Source organism: Variovorax paradoxus (assembly GCF_902712855.1).
Lineage (GTDB): Bacteria > Pseudomonadota > Gammaproteobacteria > Burkholderiales > Burkholderiaceae_C > Variovorax > Variovorax paradoxus_Q.
This window is the reverse complement of the sequence record NZ_LR743507.1, coordinates 5,269,413-5,287,886: the sequence shown is the minus strand read 5'-3', so window position 1 is coordinate 5,287,886 and position 18,474 is coordinate 5,269,413. Positions and strand designations below refer to the sequence as shown.

The 18,474-nt window shown below is 68.5% G+C and carries 17 protein-coding genes and 1 tRNA gene; 6 read left to right on the top strand and 12 right to left on the bottom strand.

The annotated features are described in order from the left end of the window. The first annotated feature begins 363 nt into the window (after positions 1-363). A complete protein-coding gene (locus tag AACL56_RS25100) occupies positions 364-648 on the top strand; it encodes a hypothetical protein (protein WP_339092502.1) in 285 nt (94 codons plus the stop codon). A gap of 169 nt (positions 649-817) precedes the next feature. Here AACL56_RS25100 and AACL56_RS25095 read toward each other — a convergent pair whose 3' ends face one another. The 3 genes from AACL56_RS25095 to AACL56_RS25085 form a co-directional block, all read right to left on the bottom strand. Continuing rightward, positions 818-2,449 (bottom strand): hypothetical protein, encoded by a 1,632-nt coding sequence (locus AACL56_RS25095; RefSeq protein ID WP_339092501.1) that lies wholly within the window; start codon positions 2,447-2,449, stop codon positions 818-820. A gap of 214 nt (positions 2,450-2,663) precedes the next feature. Continuing rightward, a tRNA-Met gene (locus tag AACL56_RS25090) sits at positions 2,664-2,740 on the bottom strand. A 55-nt stretch (positions 2,741-2,795) separates the two neighbouring features. Further along, positions 2,796-4,322: a vWA domain-containing protein gene (locus tag AACL56_RS25085; RefSeq protein ID WP_339092500.1), complete on the bottom strand. Its 1,527-nt coding sequence runs from the start codon at positions 4,320-4,322 to the stop codon at positions 2,796-2,798. A 137-nt stretch (positions 4,323-4,459) separates the two neighbouring features. Here AACL56_RS25085 and AACL56_RS25080 point away from each other — a divergent pair, with 137 nt between their 5' ends. Together AACL56_RS25080 and AACL56_RS25075 are read left to right on the top strand one after the other, a co-directional pair. Then, entirely contained in the window at positions 4,460-5,134 is a 675-nt protein-coding gene (locus tag AACL56_RS25080; RefSeq protein WP_339092499.1) for a sigma-70 family RNA polymerase sigma factor, read from the top strand. After that, a complete protein-coding gene (locus AACL56_RS25075) occupies positions 5,131-6,492 on the top strand; it encodes a hypothetical protein (RefSeq protein ID WP_339092498.1) in 1,362 nt (453 codons plus the stop codon). Before AACL56_RS25080 ends, AACL56_RS25075 begins: the two co-directional genes overlap by 4 nt. 12 nt (positions 6,493-6,504) lie before the next feature. On the opposite strand, the gene AACL56_RS25070 is transcribed toward AACL56_RS25075, so the two are convergent. Continuing rightward, positions 6,505-7,284 carry an enoyl-CoA hydratase gene (locus AACL56_RS25070; RefSeq protein ID WP_339092497.1) on the bottom strand — a complete coding sequence of 260 codons (780 nt, stop codon included), beginning with the start codon at positions 7,282-7,284 and terminating at the stop codon, positions 6,505-6,507. Between the two features lie 94 nt (positions 7,285-7,378). Between AACL56_RS25070 and AACL56_RS25065 the strand changes: the two genes are divergently transcribed. Then, positions 7,379-7,714 carry an SMR family transporter gene (locus AACL56_RS25065; RefSeq protein WP_339092496.1) on the top strand — a complete coding sequence of 112 codons (336 nt, stop codon included), beginning with the start codon at positions 7,379-7,381 and terminating at the stop codon, positions 7,712-7,714. Between the two features lie 66 nt (positions 7,715-7,780). Next, entirely contained in the window at positions 7,781-8,365 is a 585-nt protein-coding gene (locus AACL56_RS25060) for a DUF2325 domain-containing protein (protein WP_339092495.1), read from the top strand. Between the two features lie 30 nt (positions 8,366-8,395). On the opposite strand, the gene AACL56_RS25055 is transcribed toward AACL56_RS25060, so the two are convergent. From AACL56_RS25055 to AACL56_RS25045, 3 genes are read right to left on the bottom strand one after another with little or no spacing between them, the layout of a single operon-like run. After that, positions 8,396-10,261, bottom strand: coding sequence for a M61 family metallopeptidase (locus tag AACL56_RS25055; RefSeq protein WP_339092494.1), 1,866 nt, complete (start codon positions 10,259-10,261; stop codon positions 8,396-8,398). Beyond that, a complete protein-coding gene (locus AACL56_RS25050) occupies positions 10,261-10,983 on the bottom strand; it encodes a DsbC family protein (RefSeq protein WP_339092493.1) in 723 nt (240 codons plus the stop codon). The genes AACL56_RS25055 and AACL56_RS25050 overlap by 1 nt, the downstream gene beginning before the upstream one ends. A 42-nt stretch (positions 10,984-11,025) precedes the next feature. After that, on the bottom strand, positions 11,026-12,153 hold the full coding sequence (locus AACL56_RS25045; protein ID WP_339092492.1) for an FAD-dependent monooxygenase: 1,128 nt from the start codon (positions 12,151-12,153) through the stop codon (positions 11,026-11,028). A 185-nt stretch (positions 12,154-12,338) separates the two neighbouring features. Here AACL56_RS25045 and AACL56_RS25040 point away from each other — a divergent pair, with 185 nt between their 5' ends. After that, positions 12,339-13,226 (top strand): MOSC domain-containing protein, encoded by an 888-nt coding sequence (locus tag AACL56_RS25040; RefSeq protein WP_339092491.1) that lies wholly within the window; start codon positions 12,339-12,341, stop codon positions 13,224-13,226. A 117-nt stretch (positions 13,227-13,343) separates the two neighbouring features. On the opposite strand, the gene rbsD is transcribed toward AACL56_RS25040, so the two are convergent. Genes rbsD through AACL56_RS25015 form a run of 5 tightly spaced genes read right to left on the bottom strand, consistent with a single transcriptional unit; the run spans position 13,344 to position 18,438 of the window. After that, positions 13,344-13,736 carry a D-ribose pyranase gene (gene rbsD, locus AACL56_RS25035; RefSeq protein WP_339092490.1) on the bottom strand — a complete coding sequence of 131 codons (393 nt, stop codon included), beginning with the start codon at positions 13,734-13,736 and terminating at the stop codon, positions 13,344-13,346. Beyond that, positions 13,733-14,689 carry a ribokinase gene (gene rbsK, locus AACL56_RS25030; RefSeq protein WP_339092489.1) on the bottom strand — a complete coding sequence of 319 codons (957 nt, stop codon included), beginning with the start codon at positions 14,687-14,689 and terminating at the stop codon, positions 13,733-13,735. The genes rbsD and rbsK overlap by 4 nt, the downstream gene beginning before the upstream one ends. A gap of 11 nt (positions 14,690-14,700) precedes the next feature. Continuing rightward, positions 14,701-15,819 (bottom strand): LacI family DNA-binding transcriptional regulator, encoded by a 1,119-nt coding sequence (locus AACL56_RS25025; protein ID WP_339092488.1) that lies wholly within the window; start codon positions 15,817-15,819, stop codon positions 14,701-14,703. Between the two features lie 34 nt (positions 15,820-15,853). Beyond that, positions 15,854-16,846: an ABC transporter permease gene (locus AACL56_RS25020; protein WP_339092487.1), complete on the bottom strand. Its 993-nt coding sequence runs from the start codon at positions 16,844-16,846 to the stop codon at positions 15,854-15,856. Further along, positions 16,843-18,438 carry a sugar ABC transporter ATP-binding protein gene (locus AACL56_RS25015; protein WP_339092486.1) on the bottom strand — a complete coding sequence of 532 codons (1,596 nt, stop codon included), beginning with the start codon at positions 18,436-18,438 and terminating at the stop codon, positions 16,843-16,845. The genes AACL56_RS25020 and AACL56_RS25015 overlap by 4 nt, the downstream gene beginning before the upstream one ends. Positions 18,439-18,474 lie beyond the last annotated feature (36 nt).

The following is an 18,474-nucleotide window of genomic DNA, read 5'->3' as shown; positions in this document are numbered from 1 at the left end:
GATTGGCTTTTGCCCTGTAGTTGCGAGCTGTCTCTTGGGATACGCCGTCGCCGGAAGGCAGAGCCTTCCGGGCTCGCGCGATGACCACGAATGCCTTGCCTACCGCCTCCTGCCTCTCGGCAGGAGACAGTGGCCAGTCCTTCACGGCCGTCACGCTCGCGGCCCTTCGCTAACGCGATCTCGACGCTTCGCATCGAGCCCGGGCCCCATTGTCGAACGGTGCGCCGTAATGCCAGGGGCTGCCGCCCCGGCATTCGGCAGCACCGTCCGACAATGGTTTTCTTGGCCATCAACTTCTGCTTCGCAGCTTGTTGATTTGCCGCCATCGAGCATCCACATGTGTGGCTGACACGTCAGCATCACATGAAAGACTCCGCCATGGCTAAGTCCAGCACCCTCACCGCAGCGGAGATGCGCAAGCGCATCGACGCGCGCCGCGACAGCAACCGCGAACACACCCGCAAATACCGCGAGCGGCAGGCCAGCTCGGGCTCTGTCACCATCCAAGTGACGGTGCCCCAAAGCGCCGCCGACGTGCTGCGCGCGGTGGTTTCGGCGATCCGTCCTGGCTCGCCGACCGACCTGGTCGAGGCGGCCAATGCGTTGACCGAGTGGTCGCCGCCAGATACCGCAGCTGCGCTCGAGTGAGTTCGCGCAGGGCACCGCACCGATGCTGCCTGCGCGCTTGCTGTGCTGACATGTGAGCGGGGAACCGAACCATCCATTCAAGGATGAGAGGTCAGGTGACGAGGGGGCTCGACATTGAAGATGGTTAGTGCCTGGGTGCCCGCGCCGCGTGCAGAGTGCCGAGGATGCATCAGCTCGCATGACCATCGCTTCGTGATTCAGCCAGTCGACGACGCACTTCTTCCGCGTAGCCTTTGCGCAGCTTTGGCCAGCCGCTGACGAACTCCTTGCCTTGACGCAGGGTGTGCTCACGAACGATGTCCGCCGCGATCCTGAGCCGTCTGTAGTCGATCGGCGGTTGTACGCAACGCTCCAGTGCCTCCTTCAACGGCACCAAGGGAAACTGCACATTCATTCGCGGTCGATCCGCGTGCGTGTAGGTACTCAACGTCACGCTGCGAGCTTCCTCGCGCGTAATTAGGCCGGTGCGCACAGCGTGATCCTGGGCCTGGTGACCGACGATCTGCATGCTCGTGCTGAGGGGCGTGCCACCATCCTGCAGCGCACTGATGACTGTGTGTCTGAACGAGTGAAACACCAGCTGTGGATGGACGACACCGCAGACGTTCAGCAATTTCGCGAACGCGTCGCCACATAGCTTTGACGGAAGGCGCATCGCCGTCTTGCCGGTGAGGTCCCGATGCGGAAACAGATTCTTCGCGCCAAGCTCGCGCATCTGCTGGAGGTACTCCAAGAATCCGAGATCGATCAGCGGCTGGACGATAGGCAGGCGTCGAACCGAGTTCTTGTTCTTCGCGAACTCCGGCTTCACGTCCATGTACCAAATGCCGGAGCCTTCCTCGCAGCCGATCAAGCGCATTTCCATGGTGACCAGTTCCTTGAGTCGCGTTCCAAGGTGCAGGCCGAGCAGGGGCGTCCAGAAGTAGTCGCTGAACCGGCCCTCCATCAGATAGCGCTCCGGCTCGAAGATCGTGGTGAGGTGATGCGACTGGAACGGCAGGTACTCTGCCTTTTCTTCGTTTGCCTGCTGCGTCAGCTTTCGTCGACGGTCTTCGAGACCGTTCACCGGGTTTTCTGTCGCGGCCTGCACTTCTTGGGTTGCCCAAGTGAAGAATGAGCTCAGGTCCGAAAGCCGCTTCAGCAAGCTGCTCGGCTTGAGTGTCTTGACCGCCTCGGCATCCTCGTCCGTCTGCACGGTTCCATGAGAACCACGTGTTTCCTTGGATTCCTGGCGACCGACCCGCTGCGCGGATGCATCCATGAAGCTCGTGAGGTGGTGCGTATGGATCTGATGAACCCAAGGGTCCTTGTCGAGCCGGTCATCGATGCCAACGACGTACTGCCCGACCTTCTGCAGGAACTCGTGGCGATCGTAGGTGGTTCTCGGCACCGTCGTCCGATTCTTCAGCGCGTTGTCCCTGAAGCTGTCGAGTGCAGCCGAGAACCGCATCGGATTCTTTGGTGCCGGGCCGCTGCCGTAAGGCGAAGGAGCTGGCGCTGGTGCGACAACGGGAGCCTGTATCGCAGTGGCAGTCGGCACCTGGATCTGCGAGGGCTGATGGCACCCTGAGATCGCTTCCACGAGATTGTTGGTGCGCCCGAGGATTTCGAGGAAGGTGGCCTTCCATGCCGGACGCTGATCGAGCTCGGCCAGGAACCGACCGAGTCGATCCTGGTCGTCGTCGTCGGCAACGGAGACATTGCCGACGGTCCACGTACTGATCGTGTTTCGGAAATCGTTGAAGGCAGACGGGCGGTGCGGCATTGGAACTCCCTCGATGAACGCGTTGAGCACTGCCACAAGTCTGCGGGCTTGAGAAGGGTCTTTTGTTCGAAGGGAGCTGCGCAGCTCACTAGGGGAAACACTTTTCCCTAGGAGCACTCGGACGAAGTAAACGCCCGTTTTCTTGCGGTATAAGCGCGGGGATGAAAATCCCATCTGGTGGCACCCTCAAGTGGCACCCCTGAAAAACAAAAAGCCTTGTAAGTCGTTGACTTACAAGGCTTTTTCTGACTGGTGGCTCTTCACGGACTCGAACCGCGGACCTGTGGATTATGATTCCATCGCTCTAACCGACTGAGCTAAAGAGCCGTTCAGTGCTGATTGGCACCGAGCCCAAAATTATAGCCCAGGAATTTGACTCAGTTCAACCACCTGCGGGCAACTTCCCCAATTCTTCGGAAACCAGGCGCACGATCAGCTTGTCCAGCGTCTGCACCGAGTAGTTGCCGACGTCGTGCACGGTCTGCGTTCCCGGGCCGCTCGCCGGGTTGGCCGCCTCCTTGTAGGTCAGGAACACGAAGCGTCCGCCGGTGTACTGCGCGATCTGTCGCTGGATGTATTCGCCCTGCTTGTCGAGGCCCGACGCCCCCACGCTGAACACCTTGATGCCCTTGCCGAGTGCGGCGGCCATGTCGTCGTCGTATTGCGGGCCGCCGTAGTCGAGGTGGGGCGGCGCGTCGGCCAGCAGCACCACGAGGCGGGTGGTGCCGTTGCCGCGCCAGCTCAGCTTGTGGACAGTCTCGTTCAGCGCCTCGTTCATCGCCTCGGGATAGTCGCCGCCGCCCGCGGCCTGCAGCTTGTCGAGCACGCCCTGGAAGGCATTCAGGTCGTTGGTGAAGTCGTGCCGCCGCACGAGGAACTCGTCGGTGCGGTCGCGGTAGGCCACCAGGCCGAAGCAGGTGTCGGGCCGGCTCGGCAGCTTCGCGACCTGGTCGGCGATGGTGCGCAACGTGCCCTTGAGCTTGGCGATCTCGTCGTCCATGGAGCCGGTTGCATCGATCAGGAAGACCAGGTCGAGCTGCGCCCGCGCCGGCGCCGCGCCCGGCTGGCCGTCGAGCACCACGTCGACGGCATTCTTCTGCCCGCGCTGCAGGAAGGCCTTGCCGTGCCGGCCGTTCTTGCGCACGGTGACCTCGTACAGCTCGCCTTGCGCCTTGTCGAAGGCGTTCGGATGCAGCCATGCGCGCCCGCCCGCATCGGTACGGGCCCACATCGCGGCGCCGCTCGGCGCCTGCACGGCCACCTCGGCATCGGGCACGACGGTGCCGCGCGTGTCGCGCACCTGGAGCAGGTAGCGCGCGCTGATGTCGCGCTCGCGGTGCGGCACCTGCGTGCGGCCGCGGAAGGCCATGTATTCGCCGAAGTCGGCGTTGTCGTCGACCATGCCGGCGGTGACGGTTTCGTTGGCGGGGCGCGGTGCCTGGACGGGCGGCTGCAGGGCGATGCGCGGCGCGCCAGCGACCGCGGGTGCGGCGGGCGAAGCCGGAGCGACCGGCGAGGGCATCGCAGCGGCTTCAGCCATCGGTGCGACGGATGCGGCCAATGAACCCGCAACCCCCGGTCGCGACGGCTTGCGCAACGCATCCGCCGGCGCCGCTGCGTCGGCCAGCGCGCGCCGTTCGCGGGTTCCGTGCCGCTCGACCTGCGAAACGCGCTGCAGTCCCGGCGTCTCGTGCGTCTGGATCGGCCTCGCGCAACCGGTGGCTGACGGAGCCTCGAAATTCGGTACGGCCTGCGTCACCTGAAGGCGGCTGTCGGGCGCTGGCGTCGGCCATCTCACGGCGCCGGCCAAGGCGGGGGGCTCGGTGGCGCCGCAGGCCGTCAGGAGCAATGGGGCGCATAGCAGGACGACGAGCGGCTTGCGGAACCGGGGGGCGAAGGCTTGGGTCATGGAAGGACTCCGGGTGGTTGGATGCAGGCTGGTACGGCGGGCCGTGCGCAACGGGGTTAAGCCCGCGCAATCTTTTTTTGCCGATGCGAACCCCGATGCCTTCCGCCGTGCGTACAAGCTCGGGTGAAAATCGTTCGATGTCCGCGCTTCCCCGCGCCCCTTCCGACCGCAGCTCGTCGTCCGCACCCGAGCGCCAGGCCATGCCCGACGACCAGTTGATGCTGGCGTACGCGCGAGGCGACGCCGCCGCGTTCGACGTGCTCTACGCACGCCATGAAGGCGCGCTGTTCCGCTTCGTCAAGCGGCTGCTGGGCGCGAGGCTCGCGGCGCAGGCCGACGAGGTGTTCCAGGACACCTGGATGCGGATCGTCTCTGCGCGCGAGAGCTTTTCGCCGCAAGGCGCCACCTGGCGGACCTGGGCGTTCACCATCGCCCACAACCTCGCCATGGACCGCCTGCGCGTGAGCGGGCGCGAGGTGGCGCTCGACGCGCATGCCGACGACAGCAGCGACCCCGTGCCCACGCTCGAGCACGGCGTGCGCGGCGCCACGGACGCGGTCGCGCATCCGTCGGCCGAAGAACTCGCGTTCTGGCGTGCCGCCGGCCGGCGCCTGCTGGCCTGCCTCGACGAACTGCCGGCGGACCAGCGCGCCGCCTTCCTGCTGCACCATGAAGACGGGCTGACGGTCGAGGCGCTGGCCTCGAGCCTGGAGATCGGCTTCGAGACCGTGCGAAGCCGGCTGCGCTACGGGCTGCAGAAACTGCGCGCCTGCATGGAGCGCTACCTGTCGGTGCTGGAGCAGCGGGCATGAGCGGCAACACCACCGGTTTCGAAGAGGACGACCTGAGCGATCCGGCGCTGCGCCGCGCGCTCGACCACGCGCCTGACCGCGACGCCATGCCCGATGCGCGCACGCGCGATGCGATCCTGAAGATGGCGCACAACCTTGCCGCCGCGCCGGTGCAGGCCGCCGGCGCTGCCGCCAACAGCGCCAGCGTGCTGCCGTGGTGGCGCCGCCTGCTTGGCGGTGGCGAGCCGCGCTCGCGCATGCCGTGGAATGCGGCCTTCGCCACGGTGCTCTTGGCGGTGTTCGTCACCGTGCTGTGGCGCAGCGAGCCGGTGCCCGATGCGCGTCTCGATGGCGAGGCGCGCGTGGGCGGAGCCGCTGCGCCCGCCGCAGAGGCTCCGGCGACGCCACCCGCGTCCGCTGCACCGGGCGGGTCGATCGCACCTGCCGAGCCACCTGTCGCTCCCGCGCCCGCTGCCGCGCCTGAGCCCGCGCCGCCGCCGCCCATCGTGGCGAAACCTGCGCCGCCCGCACCTGCGGCGGAGCAGCGCGCCAAGGCCGCGCCGCGCGACGCAACTTCCGACAAGGAGACCGCACGGTTGCCCGCCCCATCGAGGGCTGCAACGCCTGCGCCGGTGGCTCCCGCCGCGCCTGCCGTCATGGCGGAGCAGGCTTTGCCTGCACCCGCACCCGCACCCGCACCTGCACCCGCACCCGCACCCGCACCCGCACCTGCACCCGCACCCGCACCTGCACCTGCACCTGCACCTGCACCTGCACCTGCACCTGCACCTGCACCTGCACCTGCACCTGCACCTGCACCTGCGCAGGACGAACGCCGCGAACATTTCGAGGCGCGCGCGGAAGGGGAGCGCCAGCGCGCCTTGCCGGCCGCACCCGCTGCACCCGCGCCCGCTGCGGCCCCGCCGGCCCCGGGCGCAGCGATGCTCTCGCGTCGCTCGCAGGACGCATCGGCACCTGCCGGCCAGGCCGACGCCAGCGCGCAGGCTTCCGGTGCGTTGCAGGACGCTTCGCCACGCGCGGCGAAGTCCGCACGGCTGCAGGCTGCCGCGTCGGCGTTCTCCGCGCTGGAGCGCTGGACTTCGTTCAGTGCTGGCGCCGGTGTGCGGCGTGCGCGTGGCGATGTGGAAGAGCTTCCCGCGCTGGTAGGCGCGGTGGCGCGGTCGGCCAACGTGCCCGATGCATCGCTCGACGCGCCGGTGCAGGCGCGGCTGTCGCTCTATCGCGGCGACACGCTCGTCGCCGTGCTCGAGATCGCGGGCGACCAGGTGCGATGGACGCCGCAGCCCGGCGGCACCGCACTGGTCGGCACGCCGCCCGCGCAGGCGCTCGATGCACTGCGCTCGCTGCTGGCGCGCTGACGGTCGGCCTGTTCAGGCGTTCTTGAAATCCGGCTGGCGCTTCGTGAGGAAGGCGTCCATGCCCTCCTTCTGGTCCTGGGTGGCGAACAGCGCATGGAACAGCCGGCGCTCGAACATCACGCCGTCGCTCAGGCCGCCCTCGAAGGCGCGGTTGACCGATTCCTTCGCCGCCATCACCGAGATCTGCGAGAAGCCGCAGATGACCAGCGCGGCGCCGAGCGCCTCGTCGGCAAGCTTCTCGAACGGCACCACGCGGCTCACCAGGCCCGCGCGCTCGGCCTCGGCGGCGTCCATCATGCGGGCGGTGAGCACCATGTCCATGGCCTTGCTCTTGCCCACCGCGCGCGGCAGGCGCTGCGTGCCGCCGGCGCCGGGGATCACGCCGATCTTGATCTCGGGCTGGCCGAACTTGGCGTTGTCGGCCGCGATGATGAAGTCGCACATCATCGCCAGCTCGCAGCCGCCGCCCAGCGCAAAGCCGGCCACCGCACCGATCACCGGCTTGCGGATCGAGCGGATAATTTCCCAGTTGCGCGTGATGTAGTCGCCCTTGTACGTGTCGATGAAGCTGTACTTGGCCATCGCCGCGATGTCGGCACCGGCCGCGAAGGCGCGCTCGCTGCCGGTCACGATGATGCAGCCGATCGCCTCGTCCGCGTCGAAGGCCTTCAGGGCCTGGCCCAGTTCGGTCATCAGCGCGTCGTTGAGCGCATTGAGCGCCTTCGGGCGATTGAGGGTGATGATGCCGACCTTGCCAGCTTCGGTCCGCACTTCGATGTTTTCGTAGCTCATGGTGTCTCCGGGGGGAAGGGGAAAAAACGCGCTTCACTATACCCAGCATGGCGTTACGGGGCGCAGGGCATCCGGGTTCCCATAGAGTCCCGTCATGAGTTCCAACTACGCCTTCCTGTTCGTGGCCATCGTGGCCGAAGTCATCGCCACCAGTTTTCTCAAGGGCTCCGAGGGCTTCACCCGGCTCTGGCCCACGCTCGCGGCCGTGGCCGGCTATGCGGTGGCTTTCTTCTTTCTGTCGCTGACGCTGCGCACCATCCCCACAGGCATCGCTTACGCGATCTGGTCGGGCGTGGGCATCGTGCTGATCTCGCTGGTGAGCTGGCTGTGGTTCGGCCAGAAGCTCGATGGCCCGGCCATCGCGGGGCTCGGGCTGATCATCGCGGGTGTGGTGGTGGTGAACGTGTTCTCGAAGTCGGTTTCCCATTGAGCAGCCAGGGCGGCGCGTTTCAATTGAGAATTCTTCTCATCTAGAATGCCTTGCATGGAGTTCCCGATGCAAGAACATGCCGTGTTGCTGCGGGCCTATGCCCGCGTGCAGGAGCGATGCTCGCGCCTGCTGGCCGAGCAGGCCGCGCTCGTCGAAAGGCTCGAGGCGCAGATCGTGCGCCTGCGCGGTGCTCTCGTTGCGCGCGACTCGGCCGTTGCCATCGTGCGCGAGGAACTGGCGGCACGCGCGGTAGCCGGTTCTGCACTGCCGAAGCGGCTCAGCGGCTTGCTCGCGCCGGGCAACCGGCGGCACCTGATGGCGCCGCCGGCGCAGGTGCCGTCCGACCTGCGCGAGAAAGCCGTGCTTTGCGTCGGCCATCAGCAGGACGCGCCATCGCTGGCGCGCCAGCTGGTCGAGATTGCCGGTGGCCGCTACCTGCATCACGACGGCGGCGACGACGCCGACGATCCCGCGCTCGAAGCCAGCCTGCGCGCGGCGGACCTGGTGATCTGCCAGACCGGTTGCGTGAGCCACGGCGCTTATTGGCGCGTCCAGGACCATTGCCGCCGCACCGGCAAGCCTTGCGTGCTGGTCGGCGAGCCACAGCCGATGCTGTTCGTGCGAAACCCTGCCGCGGCGCAGGGCGCCTAGCGGCGGGTCAGCAGCGGCCCGCTGCCGGTCTCAGCCCTTCAGCCAGTTCGCGACCTTGCCGGCGTCGTGCGCGAACAGGCGCCAGGTGGTCACGCCGGCCGGCAGCGACAGCGGCAGCCGGATCAGCTTGCGGTCGCGCGACACGATGGCCGTGCATTTCGCGGCATCGCCCAGGTACAGCGCCAGGTCGTCGAGCTTGGCGATGCGCCAGGCCTGCGCCGGCCGCTGCGCGCCCTTCCTGCCGGCGGCGGGCAGCTCGATGCCGATCCATTCGTCGTTCGCGGAGAAGCCGGCCTTCTCGGCCGCTCCGCCGCGCAGCACCACCTTCACCTGCACGCTGCCGTTCGCCTCGGCCACGCGCATGCCGAGCGTCTGCGCCTGCTGCGACGGGTCCTCCAGCGTGGCCACGCCATGCACGCGAAGGAGCTGTGCGAGAGGCAGCTCGTCGGTCGAGTGCACCCAGCGCGCAAGCTCGGCCGCGTACGAGCGGCCGCTCACCGCTTCCAGCGCGGCGGCGATGTCGGCCTCGCTGATCGGCCCGCCGCCGCTGTGCGTCCAGAGGTGGCGCATCACGTCATCGAGCGAACCCTTGCCTTCGTGGCGCAGCGTGAGGTCGAAGCACAGCGCGACCAGCGCGCCCTTGGTGTAGTAGCTCACCGTGCTGTTGGGCGTCTGCTCGTCCTGGCGGTAGTACTTGACCCAGGCGTCGAAGCTCGCGTCGGCCACCGGCTGCACCAGCCGGCCCGGCGTCTGCATGACCTGGTTGAGCGTCTTGTTCAGCAGGCGCAGGTAGGCCGCGTCGTCTATGCGGCCCGCGCGGCGCAGCAGCAGGTCGTCGTAGTAGCTGGTGAAGCCCTCGAAGAACCACAGCAGCTGCGTGTAGTTCTCGCGGCTGTAGTCGTAGCGCGCGAACTCGGCGGGCCGCATGCGCTTGACGTTCCAGGTGTGGAAGTACTCGTGGCTGATGAGCCCCATCAGCGTGGTGTAGCCCTCGGGCTGCTTCTTCTTCTCGCCGCGCTGTGGCAGGTCGCGGCGGTTGCAGATCAGCGCCGTGGAATGACGGTGCTCGAGCCCGCCGTAGCCGTCGTCCACCGCGTTCAGCATGAACACGTAGCGGTCGATCGGCAGCTTCGGCCCGCCGCGCTTGCCGGCCTTGTCGCCGTGCCAGAAGCGGATCTCTGCCTCGCAGATGGCCTGCGTGTCGGCAATGAGCCTGTCGCCGTCGAACGAGGCCGCAGCCCCCGCGATCACGAAGCGGTGCGGCACGCCGCAGGCCTCGAACTCGGCGCTCCAGAACGCGCCGAGCTCGACCGGGCTGTCGGCCAGCTCGTCGTAGCCCGAGGCCTGGTAGCTGCCGAAGCCGGACCTGTCGGCCTTCACCGGCACCAGCGCGGTGGCGCACGACCACGGGGCCGCACCGGCCGGCAGCGCGGGCGCGACGATCTCGATGGCATGCGGCGCGTCGGTCTGGCCCTCGACGCGAAGGCACACGCTGGTGCCGTTGAAGAAGCCGCGTTCGGCATCGAGCCAAGCGGTGCGCACCGAGTTGTCGTACGCGCAGACCTGGTAGTTCAGCACCAGCGGCTGGCCGGGCTCGCATTCGACACGCCAGCTGCACTTGTCGAGCTGCGTCAGCGCCGGCTTGCGGCGGCCCTGCGTGGCGCGCAGGCCCTGCAGGTTCTTGGCGAACTCGCGCACCAGGTAGCTGCCGGGAATCCACACCGGCAGCGACACCTGCTGCTGCGCAGCAGGCGAATCGATGGTGAGCGTGACGGAAAAGAGATGCGCATGCAGGTCCGCGCATTCGACGCGGTAGCGCACACCCGCGATGGTCTTCGCGGGCGTGGCGGCGGCGGTGGCGCGGCGCGATGCGGTCCGGGTCTTCGTCGTCGCCATCAGCTGGACGAAGCGGCGAGTTGCTTCTCGACCTGCTCTGCGGGAATGGCGCCGGGGGTGCGCGTGCCGTCGCTGAAGATCAGCGTGGGCGTGCCGGTGATGTTGTACTTGCGGCCGAAGTCGACGTTGCGCTGCAGCGCGGTGACGTCGCAGTTGGTCGGCGCCGTGGTGGGCCGGGTGCTGGCTTCCATCCAGTCGCTCCAGGCCTTGCCCTTGTCCTTGCTGCACCAGATGTCGCGCGACTTGACGTTCGAGTCCGGACCGAGCACCGGGTACAGGAACAGATACACGGTGACGTTGTCGACCGTCTTCATGTCCTTCTCGAAGCGCTTGCAGTAGCCGCAGTTCGGGTCTTCGAACACCGCCAGCTTGCGCTTGCCGTTGCCGCGCACGATCTTGATCGAGTCCTTCAGCGGCAGCTGGTCGAAGGCGACGGCGCTGAGCTTCTCCACGCGCTCCTCGGTCAGGTTCTTGCGCGATTTCACGTCGATCAGGTTGCCCTGGATCAGGTAGTTGCCCTGTTCGTCGGTGTAGAAGATCTGCGCGCCGTTCACGCGCACTTCGTAGAGGCCCGGGATCGGCGCCTTCGAGACTTCGTCGATCGGCGGGAACTGCGGGATGCGTGCCGGCAGGTTCTTGCGGATCTCGGCTTCGCCAGCGGTGGCGGCCACGACCGCGCCCAGCGTGCAGGCGGCGAGAAGGAGGTTGCGTACGAGTGTCATCGGGAGATCCGTTGGTTCGGTTCTGAAAAGGACGTGCAGGCGTCAGGCCTTCAGGCCCATGGCTTGCGCGGTGATCCAGTGCTTGACCAGGCGCGTGCGGTCGAAACCGCGCATGCCCCAGTTGCGCAATGCAGGGAGTGGACCCAGGTTGTGCGAGAAAAGTTGCTGCAGACCGTCGGTCGCGAGGCTCATCTGCAGCACGTCGACGCGGCGGGCACGTTCGTAGCGGCGCAGCAGGCGCGGGTCGCCGACGCTGCGCCAGTGGTCGCGGTTCCTGATCACGCCGGCCAGCGCGGCGGCGTCGGCCAGGCCGAGATTCAGGCCCTGGCCCGCCAGCGGATGCACCGTGTGGGCCGCATCGCCCGCCAGTGCCCAGGAGCGGTTCGGCTGGCCGGGCATGGCGCCGGTCCAGCGGTCGGCGATGGCGCGGGCCAGCGGCCAGGCGCCGCGTTCGCTCGTAAGCTTGAGCGGTCCGAGCGCGCCGTGGCTGGCTTCCGTGACCGCGGCGTCGAATTCATCGTTGCCCTGCGCCAGCAGGTCGGGCGCGCGCAGCTGGTCGACCGACCACACCAGCGCGACGGTCTTGCCGTGTGTGCCGCCCAGCGGCAGCAACGCAAGCACCTCGCCGCGGTCGTTGAACCACTGGCGCGCGATGCCGTCATGCGACTGCGCGGCTTCCATGCGCGCGGCGACGGCATGCTGCGGATAGCGCGTGATCTCGTAGCTCACGCCGAGCGCCTCGCGCGTGGTGCTGGCCTTGCCTTCGCACACCACCGTCAGCGGCGCGGCGACGGGCTCGGCCACGACTTCGATCAGCGGCTGGAAGCGCACCGCGTCGGCCAACTGCTGTTCGAGTGCGGGCACGTCGACGATCCACGCCAGCGCATCGACCTTCTGTCGCGCGGCGCTGAACTGGACGCGGCCGCCTTCGTCGCCATGCACCAGCATCTCGCGCACGGCGGTGGCGTGGGTGGCATCGGGCCAGGCGCGCAGCGACTCGAGCAGGGTCCGGGAAGCCGTGTTGAGCGCATAGGCCCGGATGTCTTCCTTGCCCTGCGCGGCCGGCGGCACCACCAGCGCGACGCGCACACGCTCGCGCGCGAGCAGCAGGGCCAGCGTCCGGCCGACGATGCCGGCGCCGCGAATGCAAACTTCTGGGGGGAGAGCCATCGAAGGATTGTAGGGATTGCGCCCGCCCCCAGGCTTCGCGCGCTTCGTGTCGCTTCGCAAACCCCCTCGCGGGGGCGATGCCGGCGGCCCCGCCAGAGCCGGTTCCGCGGTATCCCTGGAAGGGAGCGAGCATTTCTTCCGGGAGCTGCGGGACAATCGCGGCCGAATTTCAAGGAACCCCCACCGTGTCCGCCTCCCAGCCCGCCTTCGATCTCCAAGCCACCATCGCGCGCCTGTTCATTTACCCGGTCAAGTCCTGTGGCGGCGTCGAGCTTCCCGAAATGCTGCTGACCGAGACCGGCCTGGAGTTCGACCGCGCCTGGATGGTGGTGGACGCCGGAGGCGAATTCGTCACCCAGCGGCAACTGCCACGCATGGCGTTGATCAAGCCGCAGATGAAGCACATGGAAGTGGTGCTGCGTGCGCCCGGCATGCTGGCGTTGCACCTGGCCTTCGACCGGGTCGAGAAGCCGGTGCGGGTTCGCGTGTGGAAGGACGAGGTGGCGGCCTACGACATGGGCGACATCGCGGCCCAGTGGTTCAGCGACTTCCTATCCGAACCCGGCAAGCCGCAGGCCCTGCGGCTGGTGCGCTTCGATCCCGAGCAGAAGCGCCTGTCGAACATGAAATGGACCGATGGCGTCGAGGCCGAGAACCAGTTCGCGGACGGCTACCCGCTGCTGGTGGCCAGCGAAGGCTCGCTCGCCGAGCTGAACGAGCGCCTGGCGGCGGCCGGGCACGAGGCGGTCGGCATCGAGCGCTTCCGCCCGAACATCGTGCTGGCGGGCATGGAGTCGCACGACGAGGACCGGGTCGAGGCGCTCCACGTCACCACCGCCGAGGGCGAGGCCGAACTGCGCCCCGTCAAGCCCTGCACGCGCTGCCCGATCCCCGACATCGACCCCGCGACCGCCCTGAGCAGCCCCGAAGTCGGCGACATGCTGCGCACCTACCGCGCCGATGCGCGCGTGGGCGGCGGCATCACCTTCGGCATGAACTGCATCGTGATCCAGGGCGTGGAGCACACGCTCAAGGTCGGCCAGCCGGTGGGCGCGAACTACAGGTTCGAATGACCGGGACGGGTCTTGCCCGTTTCAGGAATGCCGCGGAACCGGCTTTGGCGGGCCGCTGGTATTGCCCCCTGCAAGGGGGTTGGCGGCCACACGAAGTGGGCAAGCCTGGGGGGTTGGTCAGAATGCCACGCCGGCGATGAGGATGATGTTGGCGTAGGGCGTGCATTCGCCGGTGCGCACCATGGCGCGGGCCTTCGCGGTGCGGCGCTTGAATTCCTCGTGCGACACCGTCTGCGGCGCGATGCCCGGCGACTGGGGAAACCAGCGCGGCAGATTCTTCGCGGCGTCGAGCGCCTCCTCGGCGATCACGATGCCTTCCACCTGCATCTCCGACAGCACCGCCTGCAGCACGTCGGTCAGCTGCGGCACGCCGCGCGCCACGGCGAGGTCGATGCGGCGCGGGCCGTCCGGAATCGGCAGGCCGGCGTCGCCGAGCACGAGCATGTCGCCGTGCCCCATCGAGGCGATCACCTGGGACAGTTCGGCATGCAGCAGGGCAGTACGTTTCACAGCGAAATCCAGTCGGGTGGCACGGGGCTGCGCAGCACGTCGGCACGCAGCGGAATGGAAGGTTGGGCGCCGGGCTGCTGGATGCACAGCGCCGCGGCGCGGATGCCCAGGCGCACGGCCTCGTCGAAGGACTGGCCTTCGCCCAGCGCAACCGCCAGCGCCCCCAGAAAGGTGTCGCCGGCGGCCGTGGTGTCGACCGCCTGCACCTTCGGCGCGGGATGGTGGCGCGCGCCGTCGGCATCGACGGCCACTGCGCCGCGCGCGCCGAGCGTCACCACCACGCGCGCGATGCCCCTTGCACGCAGCGCCTGGCCGGCCTGAGCGGCTTCCTGCGGCGTGTCGGCAGCCTGGCCGCACAGCGTCTTCGCCTCGATCTCGTTGACCACCAGCGTGTCGATCTGCGGCCACAAAGGCTCGGCGATCGCCTGCACCGGCGACGGGTTCAGCAGCACCTTGCAGCCCGCGCCGTGCGCCACCGAGATGGCGCGCGCGACCTGGTCCATCGGCGTCTCGAACTGCGTCACCATGAACGCGGCGCCCTGCACCTGGCGCTTCAAGGCGGCCTCGTCGATCTGCACTGCGGCGTTGGCGCCGGGAATCATCACGATGCGGTTCTGGCCGCTGTCTTCCACGAGGATCAGTGCCGTGCCGGTGGGTTCGCCGGCTGCAGTGCGCAGCGCGGCGGTGTCGATGCCGTCGCGCTCGAGCGCCTGGCGCAGCGCAGCGCCGTGCGCGTCGTCGCCCACGCAGCCGATCATGTGCACCTTGCCGCCCTCGCGCGCGCAGCTCACGGCCTGGTTGGCACCCTTGCCGCCAGGAATGGTGGCGATCGAGTGGCCGATCAGGGTTTCGCCCGCGGCCGGCGCGTGCGGCACGCGCAGCACGAGGTCCATGTTGAGGCTGCCTAGCACCACGATGCGCGGCGGCGCATGGCTGCTGGAAGAAGACGGCATGTTCGCGGGGCTCACGGGGTGCGGGACTTTCGGGTTGTCGTGGGAGGTGCGGAAGGCGTGGATGGCGATGACCCGATGTCGCCCGAAGGCACCGTGGCTTCGCGGAAGCTCGCATGCCGGGCGGTCGATGCGCGCACGCGCAGCTCGGGCTGCAGCACCACCTTGCGCGCATCGCGGCGCTTGCCGCCGACGCGCTCGAGCAGCATGTCGACCGCCAGTGCGCCGATGCGCTCCTTGGGCTGCGCGACGGTGGTGAGCGGGGGGCTCGTGTAGGCGGACAGTTCGATGTCGTCGAAGCCCACGATCGACAGCTCGTCGGGCACCCGCACGCCGCTTTCATGCGCCGCGCGCAGTGCACCGATGGCCATCAGGTCGTTGCAGACGAACACGGCCGAGGGCTTCTGCTCGGTGCGCAGGATGGCGTGCATCGCCTCGTAGCCGCCCTGGCTGGTGAAGCCGCCGCGCCACAGCAGCACGTCGGCGTTCGGGGTCGCCCCGGTCTCGGCCAGTGCCATGCGCCAGCCTTCGATGCGCTGCTCGCTCGGCATCACGCCCGCCGGTCCGCCGATGCATGCGATGCGCTTGTGGCCCAGCGACAGCAGGTGCCGCACCGCGAGCAGCCCGCCCTGCATGTGCGCGGTTTCCACCAGGTCGCAGGCCGGGTCGTCGATCTCGCGGTCGACCAGCACGGTCGGCACGCGCAGGCCGTGGAGCTGCTTGGCCAGCGAGTCGCCGTCGTCGGAGCCGCTGCCGGCGCCGGTCGACACCACGACCAGCCCGTCGATGCGGCGCTCGGCCAGCACCTGCAGGTACACGCTCTGGCGGCGCGGCTCGTCGTCGGTGTTGCACAGCACCAGCGTGTAGCCCGCGCCGAAGCATCGGTCTTCCACGATGCGCACGATCTCCGCGAAATACGGGTTGGAGCTGTTGGGGATGAGCATGCCCAGCGTCGAGGTGGTGTTGCTCTTCAGGCTGCGCGCCATCGCGTTGGGCACGTAGCCCAGCTCGCGGATGACCAGCTCCACGCGCTCGCGCACCTTGGGGCTGACGTGGCGGGTGTCGTTGACCACGTGCGACACGGTGGTCACGGAAACCCCGGCTTTCAATGCGACGTCCTTGATGGTGGCCATGGTCTCGTGTGTTTCTCGTGGGACAGGATTCGGATCAGGCCAGGCGGCGGTCGGCCCGGCGCTGGCGCAGGGTGTCGATGATCACCGCCACCACGATCACCGCGCCGGTGATGATGCGCTTGCTCGGTTCGCTGGCGCCCACCTGGGCCAGGCCGGCCTCGAGCACCGCGATGATCAGCACGCCGAAGAAGGTGTTGACGACCGAGCCGCGCCCGCCCATGAGGCTGGTGCCACCGATGACCACGGCCGCGATCACCTGCAGCTCGATGCCGACGCCGGCGTTCGGGTCTGCCGCCTCGAGGCGCGCCGACTGCATCAGGCCAGCGAGCCCGGCGAGCAGCCCGGTGACGGCGAACACGATGATGCGGATCGGGCGCGGATCGATGCCCGCCAGCCGCATCGCCTCTTCGTTGGTGCCGATGCCCACCACATGGCGGCCGAACACGGTGCGCGTGAGCACCATCTGCCCGATCACCACCAGCACCACGGCCAGCACGAAGGCGGCGGAGATGCCGCCGATCCACGGTGCGGCCAGGCCCGAGATGGCGTCACCCACGTACTGCGTGCGCGAGTCGGTGACCAGGTAGGCGCCGCCGCGCACCGCCTCGAGCATGCCCAGCGAGACGATGAAGCTGGGCAGCCGCCAGGCCACCGACACCGCGCCGGTGACCGTGCCGCAGACCAGCCCCGTGGCCAGGCCCAGCAGCGCGGCCAGCGGCACCGAGAGCTTCCACTCGAGGATGGCGGCGGCGGTGACGGCTGCGCTGAGCGCCAGCACCGAGCCGACGGAGAGGTCGATGCCCGCGATGATCAGCACGAAGGTCATGCCGACGGCCATCACGGCCAGCGCGGGAATCTCGTTGGCGATCGAGACGAAGGTCTCGCGCGTCAGGAAGTATTCGCTCAGCGAGCCGAAGAGCGCGATCATGCCCACGAGCACGACCGTGAGGCCCAGGTAGGTGCCGAGCTGGCCCTTCAGCGCGGAGGGAGCGGCGGTCGGGGTGGAGGTCGGGTTGGCAGCGTTCATGGTGTATCGGCGGTGACCGGGGTCTGATCGGGAACGGCGGAGACCGCCGGTGCGGGGGCGGCGCGACCGGTGGCGTCGCTGAAGGCTGCGGCCAGCAGCGATTGCTCGCTCCATTCGCCGCGCTCGAACACCGCGACCAGCCGGCCGGCGCTCATCACGCCGATGCGGTCGCACATGGCCATCAGCTCGCGCAGGTCGCTCGACACCATCAGCAGCGCCTTGCCGGCGTCGGTCATGCGGTCGAGCTCGGCATACAGGTCGGCGCGCGCGCCGACGTCCACGCCGCGCGTGGGCTCGTCCAGCAGCAGTACCTTGCACTCGCGGTGCAGCCAGCGCGCGAAGACCACCTTCTGCTGGTTGCCGCCGCTCAGCGTGGCCACCGGCTGCTCGATGCTGCGCGAACGGATGCGCAGCAGCTCGACCAGTTTCTGCGCGATGCCGCGCTCCTTGGCCGGCTGCAGCCAGCCTGCGTGCGAAACGGCGCCGAGGTCGCTCAGCGTGGCGTTGACGCGGATCGACTGCGTCAGCAGCAGGCCCTGCGACTTGCGGTCTTCCGTGACCAGCCCGATGCCGGCGCGGATGGCCTGCATCGGCGAACGCCAGCCCTTGCGCACATGCTGCACCGGCTTGCCGTTCTCGATCAGCGTGATCTCGCCTCGGTCGGCGCGGTCGGCACCGAACAGCAGCCGCACCAGTTCGGTCCGGCCCGAGCCGACCAGGCCGGCCAGGCCCATGACCTCGCCGGCGCGCAGGTCGATGTCGACATCGCGCACCGCCTGGGCCCGGCCGATGCCGCGTGCGCTCAGCAACACCGGGCCCGCCACACGGCGTTCGCGGCCTTCGTGCTCGTGCACCGCGCGGCCGACCATGCGCTGCACCAGTTCGGATTCGCGCACGCCGGCCATGGCGCGCACGTCGACCAGCCGGCCGTCGCGCAGCACCGCCACGCGATCGGCGATGCGCTGCAGTTCCTCGAGGCGGTGCGACACATAGACGATGGCCACGCCGCGCGCCTTCAGCAGGTCGATCTGCTCGAACAGGTGCGAGGTTTCGCGCGGGGTCAGCATGGCGGTGGGCTCGTCGAGAACCAGCACGCGCGTGTCGTCCTGCAGGTTGCGCGCGATCTCGACCATCTGCTGCTGGCCGATGCCCAGCCGCGCCACGGGCGTCGCCGGGTCGATGTTCTGCATGCCGATCTTGGCCAGCTGCTGCGCGGCCAGCTCGTGCAGCTTGCCGCGGCGGATCCAGCCGGTCTTGTTGGGCAGGCGGTCGAGCAGCAGGTTCTCGGCCACCGACAGCGTGGTGACCAGGCCTAGTTCCTGCATGACCATCCGCACGCCCAGGCGCTCGGCGTCGCGGCGCGAGCTCGGCGCAAAGGGCATGCCGTCGAGCAGCATCTGCCCGCGCGTGGGCTGCACCAGGCCGCAGACGATCTTCGACAGTGTGCTCTTGCCGGCGCCGTTCTCACCCGTGAGGGCCAGAACCTCGCCGGCGTGCAGCACGAGCGAGACGTCGTCCAGCACCGGTGCCGCGTAGTCCTTGCCCATGGCGCTCAGCGAGAGCACGGGCGCGCTGCGATTGTTGTCAGCCATCGATTGGCAACCTTATTCCAGAAACACCACGGAACC

Excerpts from the sequence above, each read along its gene's own strand:
- AACL56_RS25020 (WP_339092487.1), bottom strand. The coding sequence starts at position 16,846 with ATGAACGCTGCCAACCCGACCTCCACCCCGACCGCCGCTCCCTCCGCG.
- AACL56_RS25075 (WP_339092498.1), top strand. The coding sequence starts at position 5,131 with ATGAGCGGCAACACCACCGGTTTCGAAGAGGACGACCTGAGCGATCCG.
- AACL56_RS25085 (WP_339092500.1), bottom strand. The coding sequence starts at position 4,322 with ATGACCCAAGCCTTCGCCCCCCGGTTCCGCAAGCCGCTCGTCGTCCTG.
- AACL56_RS25055 (WP_339092494.1), bottom strand. The coding sequence starts at position 10,261 with ATGGCGACGACGAAGACCCGGACCGCATCGCGCCGCGCCACCGCCGCC.
- rbsK (WP_339092489.1), bottom strand. The coding sequence starts at position 14,689 with ATGCCGTCTTCTTCCAGCAGCCATGCGCCGCCGCGCATCGTGGTGCTA.
- AACL56_RS25100 (WP_339092502.1), top strand. The coding sequence starts at position 364 with ATGAAAGACTCCGCCATGGCTAAGTCCAGCACCCTCACCGCAGCGGAG.
- AACL56_RS25050 (WP_339092493.1), bottom strand. The coding sequence starts at position 10,983 with ATGACACTCGTACGCAACCTCCTTCTCGCCGCCTGCACGCTGGGCGCG.
- AACL56_RS25070 (WP_339092497.1), bottom strand. The coding sequence starts at position 7,284 with ATGAGCTACGAAAACATCGAAGTGCGGACCGAAGCTGGCAAGGTCGGC.
- AACL56_RS25015 (WP_339092486.1), bottom strand. The coding sequence starts at position 18,438 with ATGGCTGACAACAATCGCAGCGCGCCCGTGCTCTCGCTGAGCGCCATG.
- AACL56_RS25080 (WP_339092499.1), top strand. The coding sequence starts at position 4,460 with ATGTCCGCGCTTCCCCGCGCCCCTTCCGACCGCAGCTCGTCGTCCGCA.
- AACL56_RS25060 (WP_339092495.1), top strand. The coding sequence starts at position 7,781 with ATGCAAGAACATGCCGTGTTGCTGCGGGCCTATGCCCGCGTGCAGGAG.
- AACL56_RS25025 (WP_339092488.1), bottom strand. The coding sequence starts at position 15,819 with ATGGCCACCATCAAGGACGTCGCATTGAAAGCCGGGGTTTCCGTGACC.
- AACL56_RS25065 (WP_339092496.1), top strand. The coding sequence starts at position 7,379 with ATGAGTTCCAACTACGCCTTCCTGTTCGTGGCCATCGTGGCCGAAGTC.
- AACL56_RS25045 (WP_339092492.1), bottom strand. The coding sequence starts at position 12,153 with ATGGCTCTCCCCCCAGAAGTTTGCATTCGCGGCGCCGGCATCGTCGGC.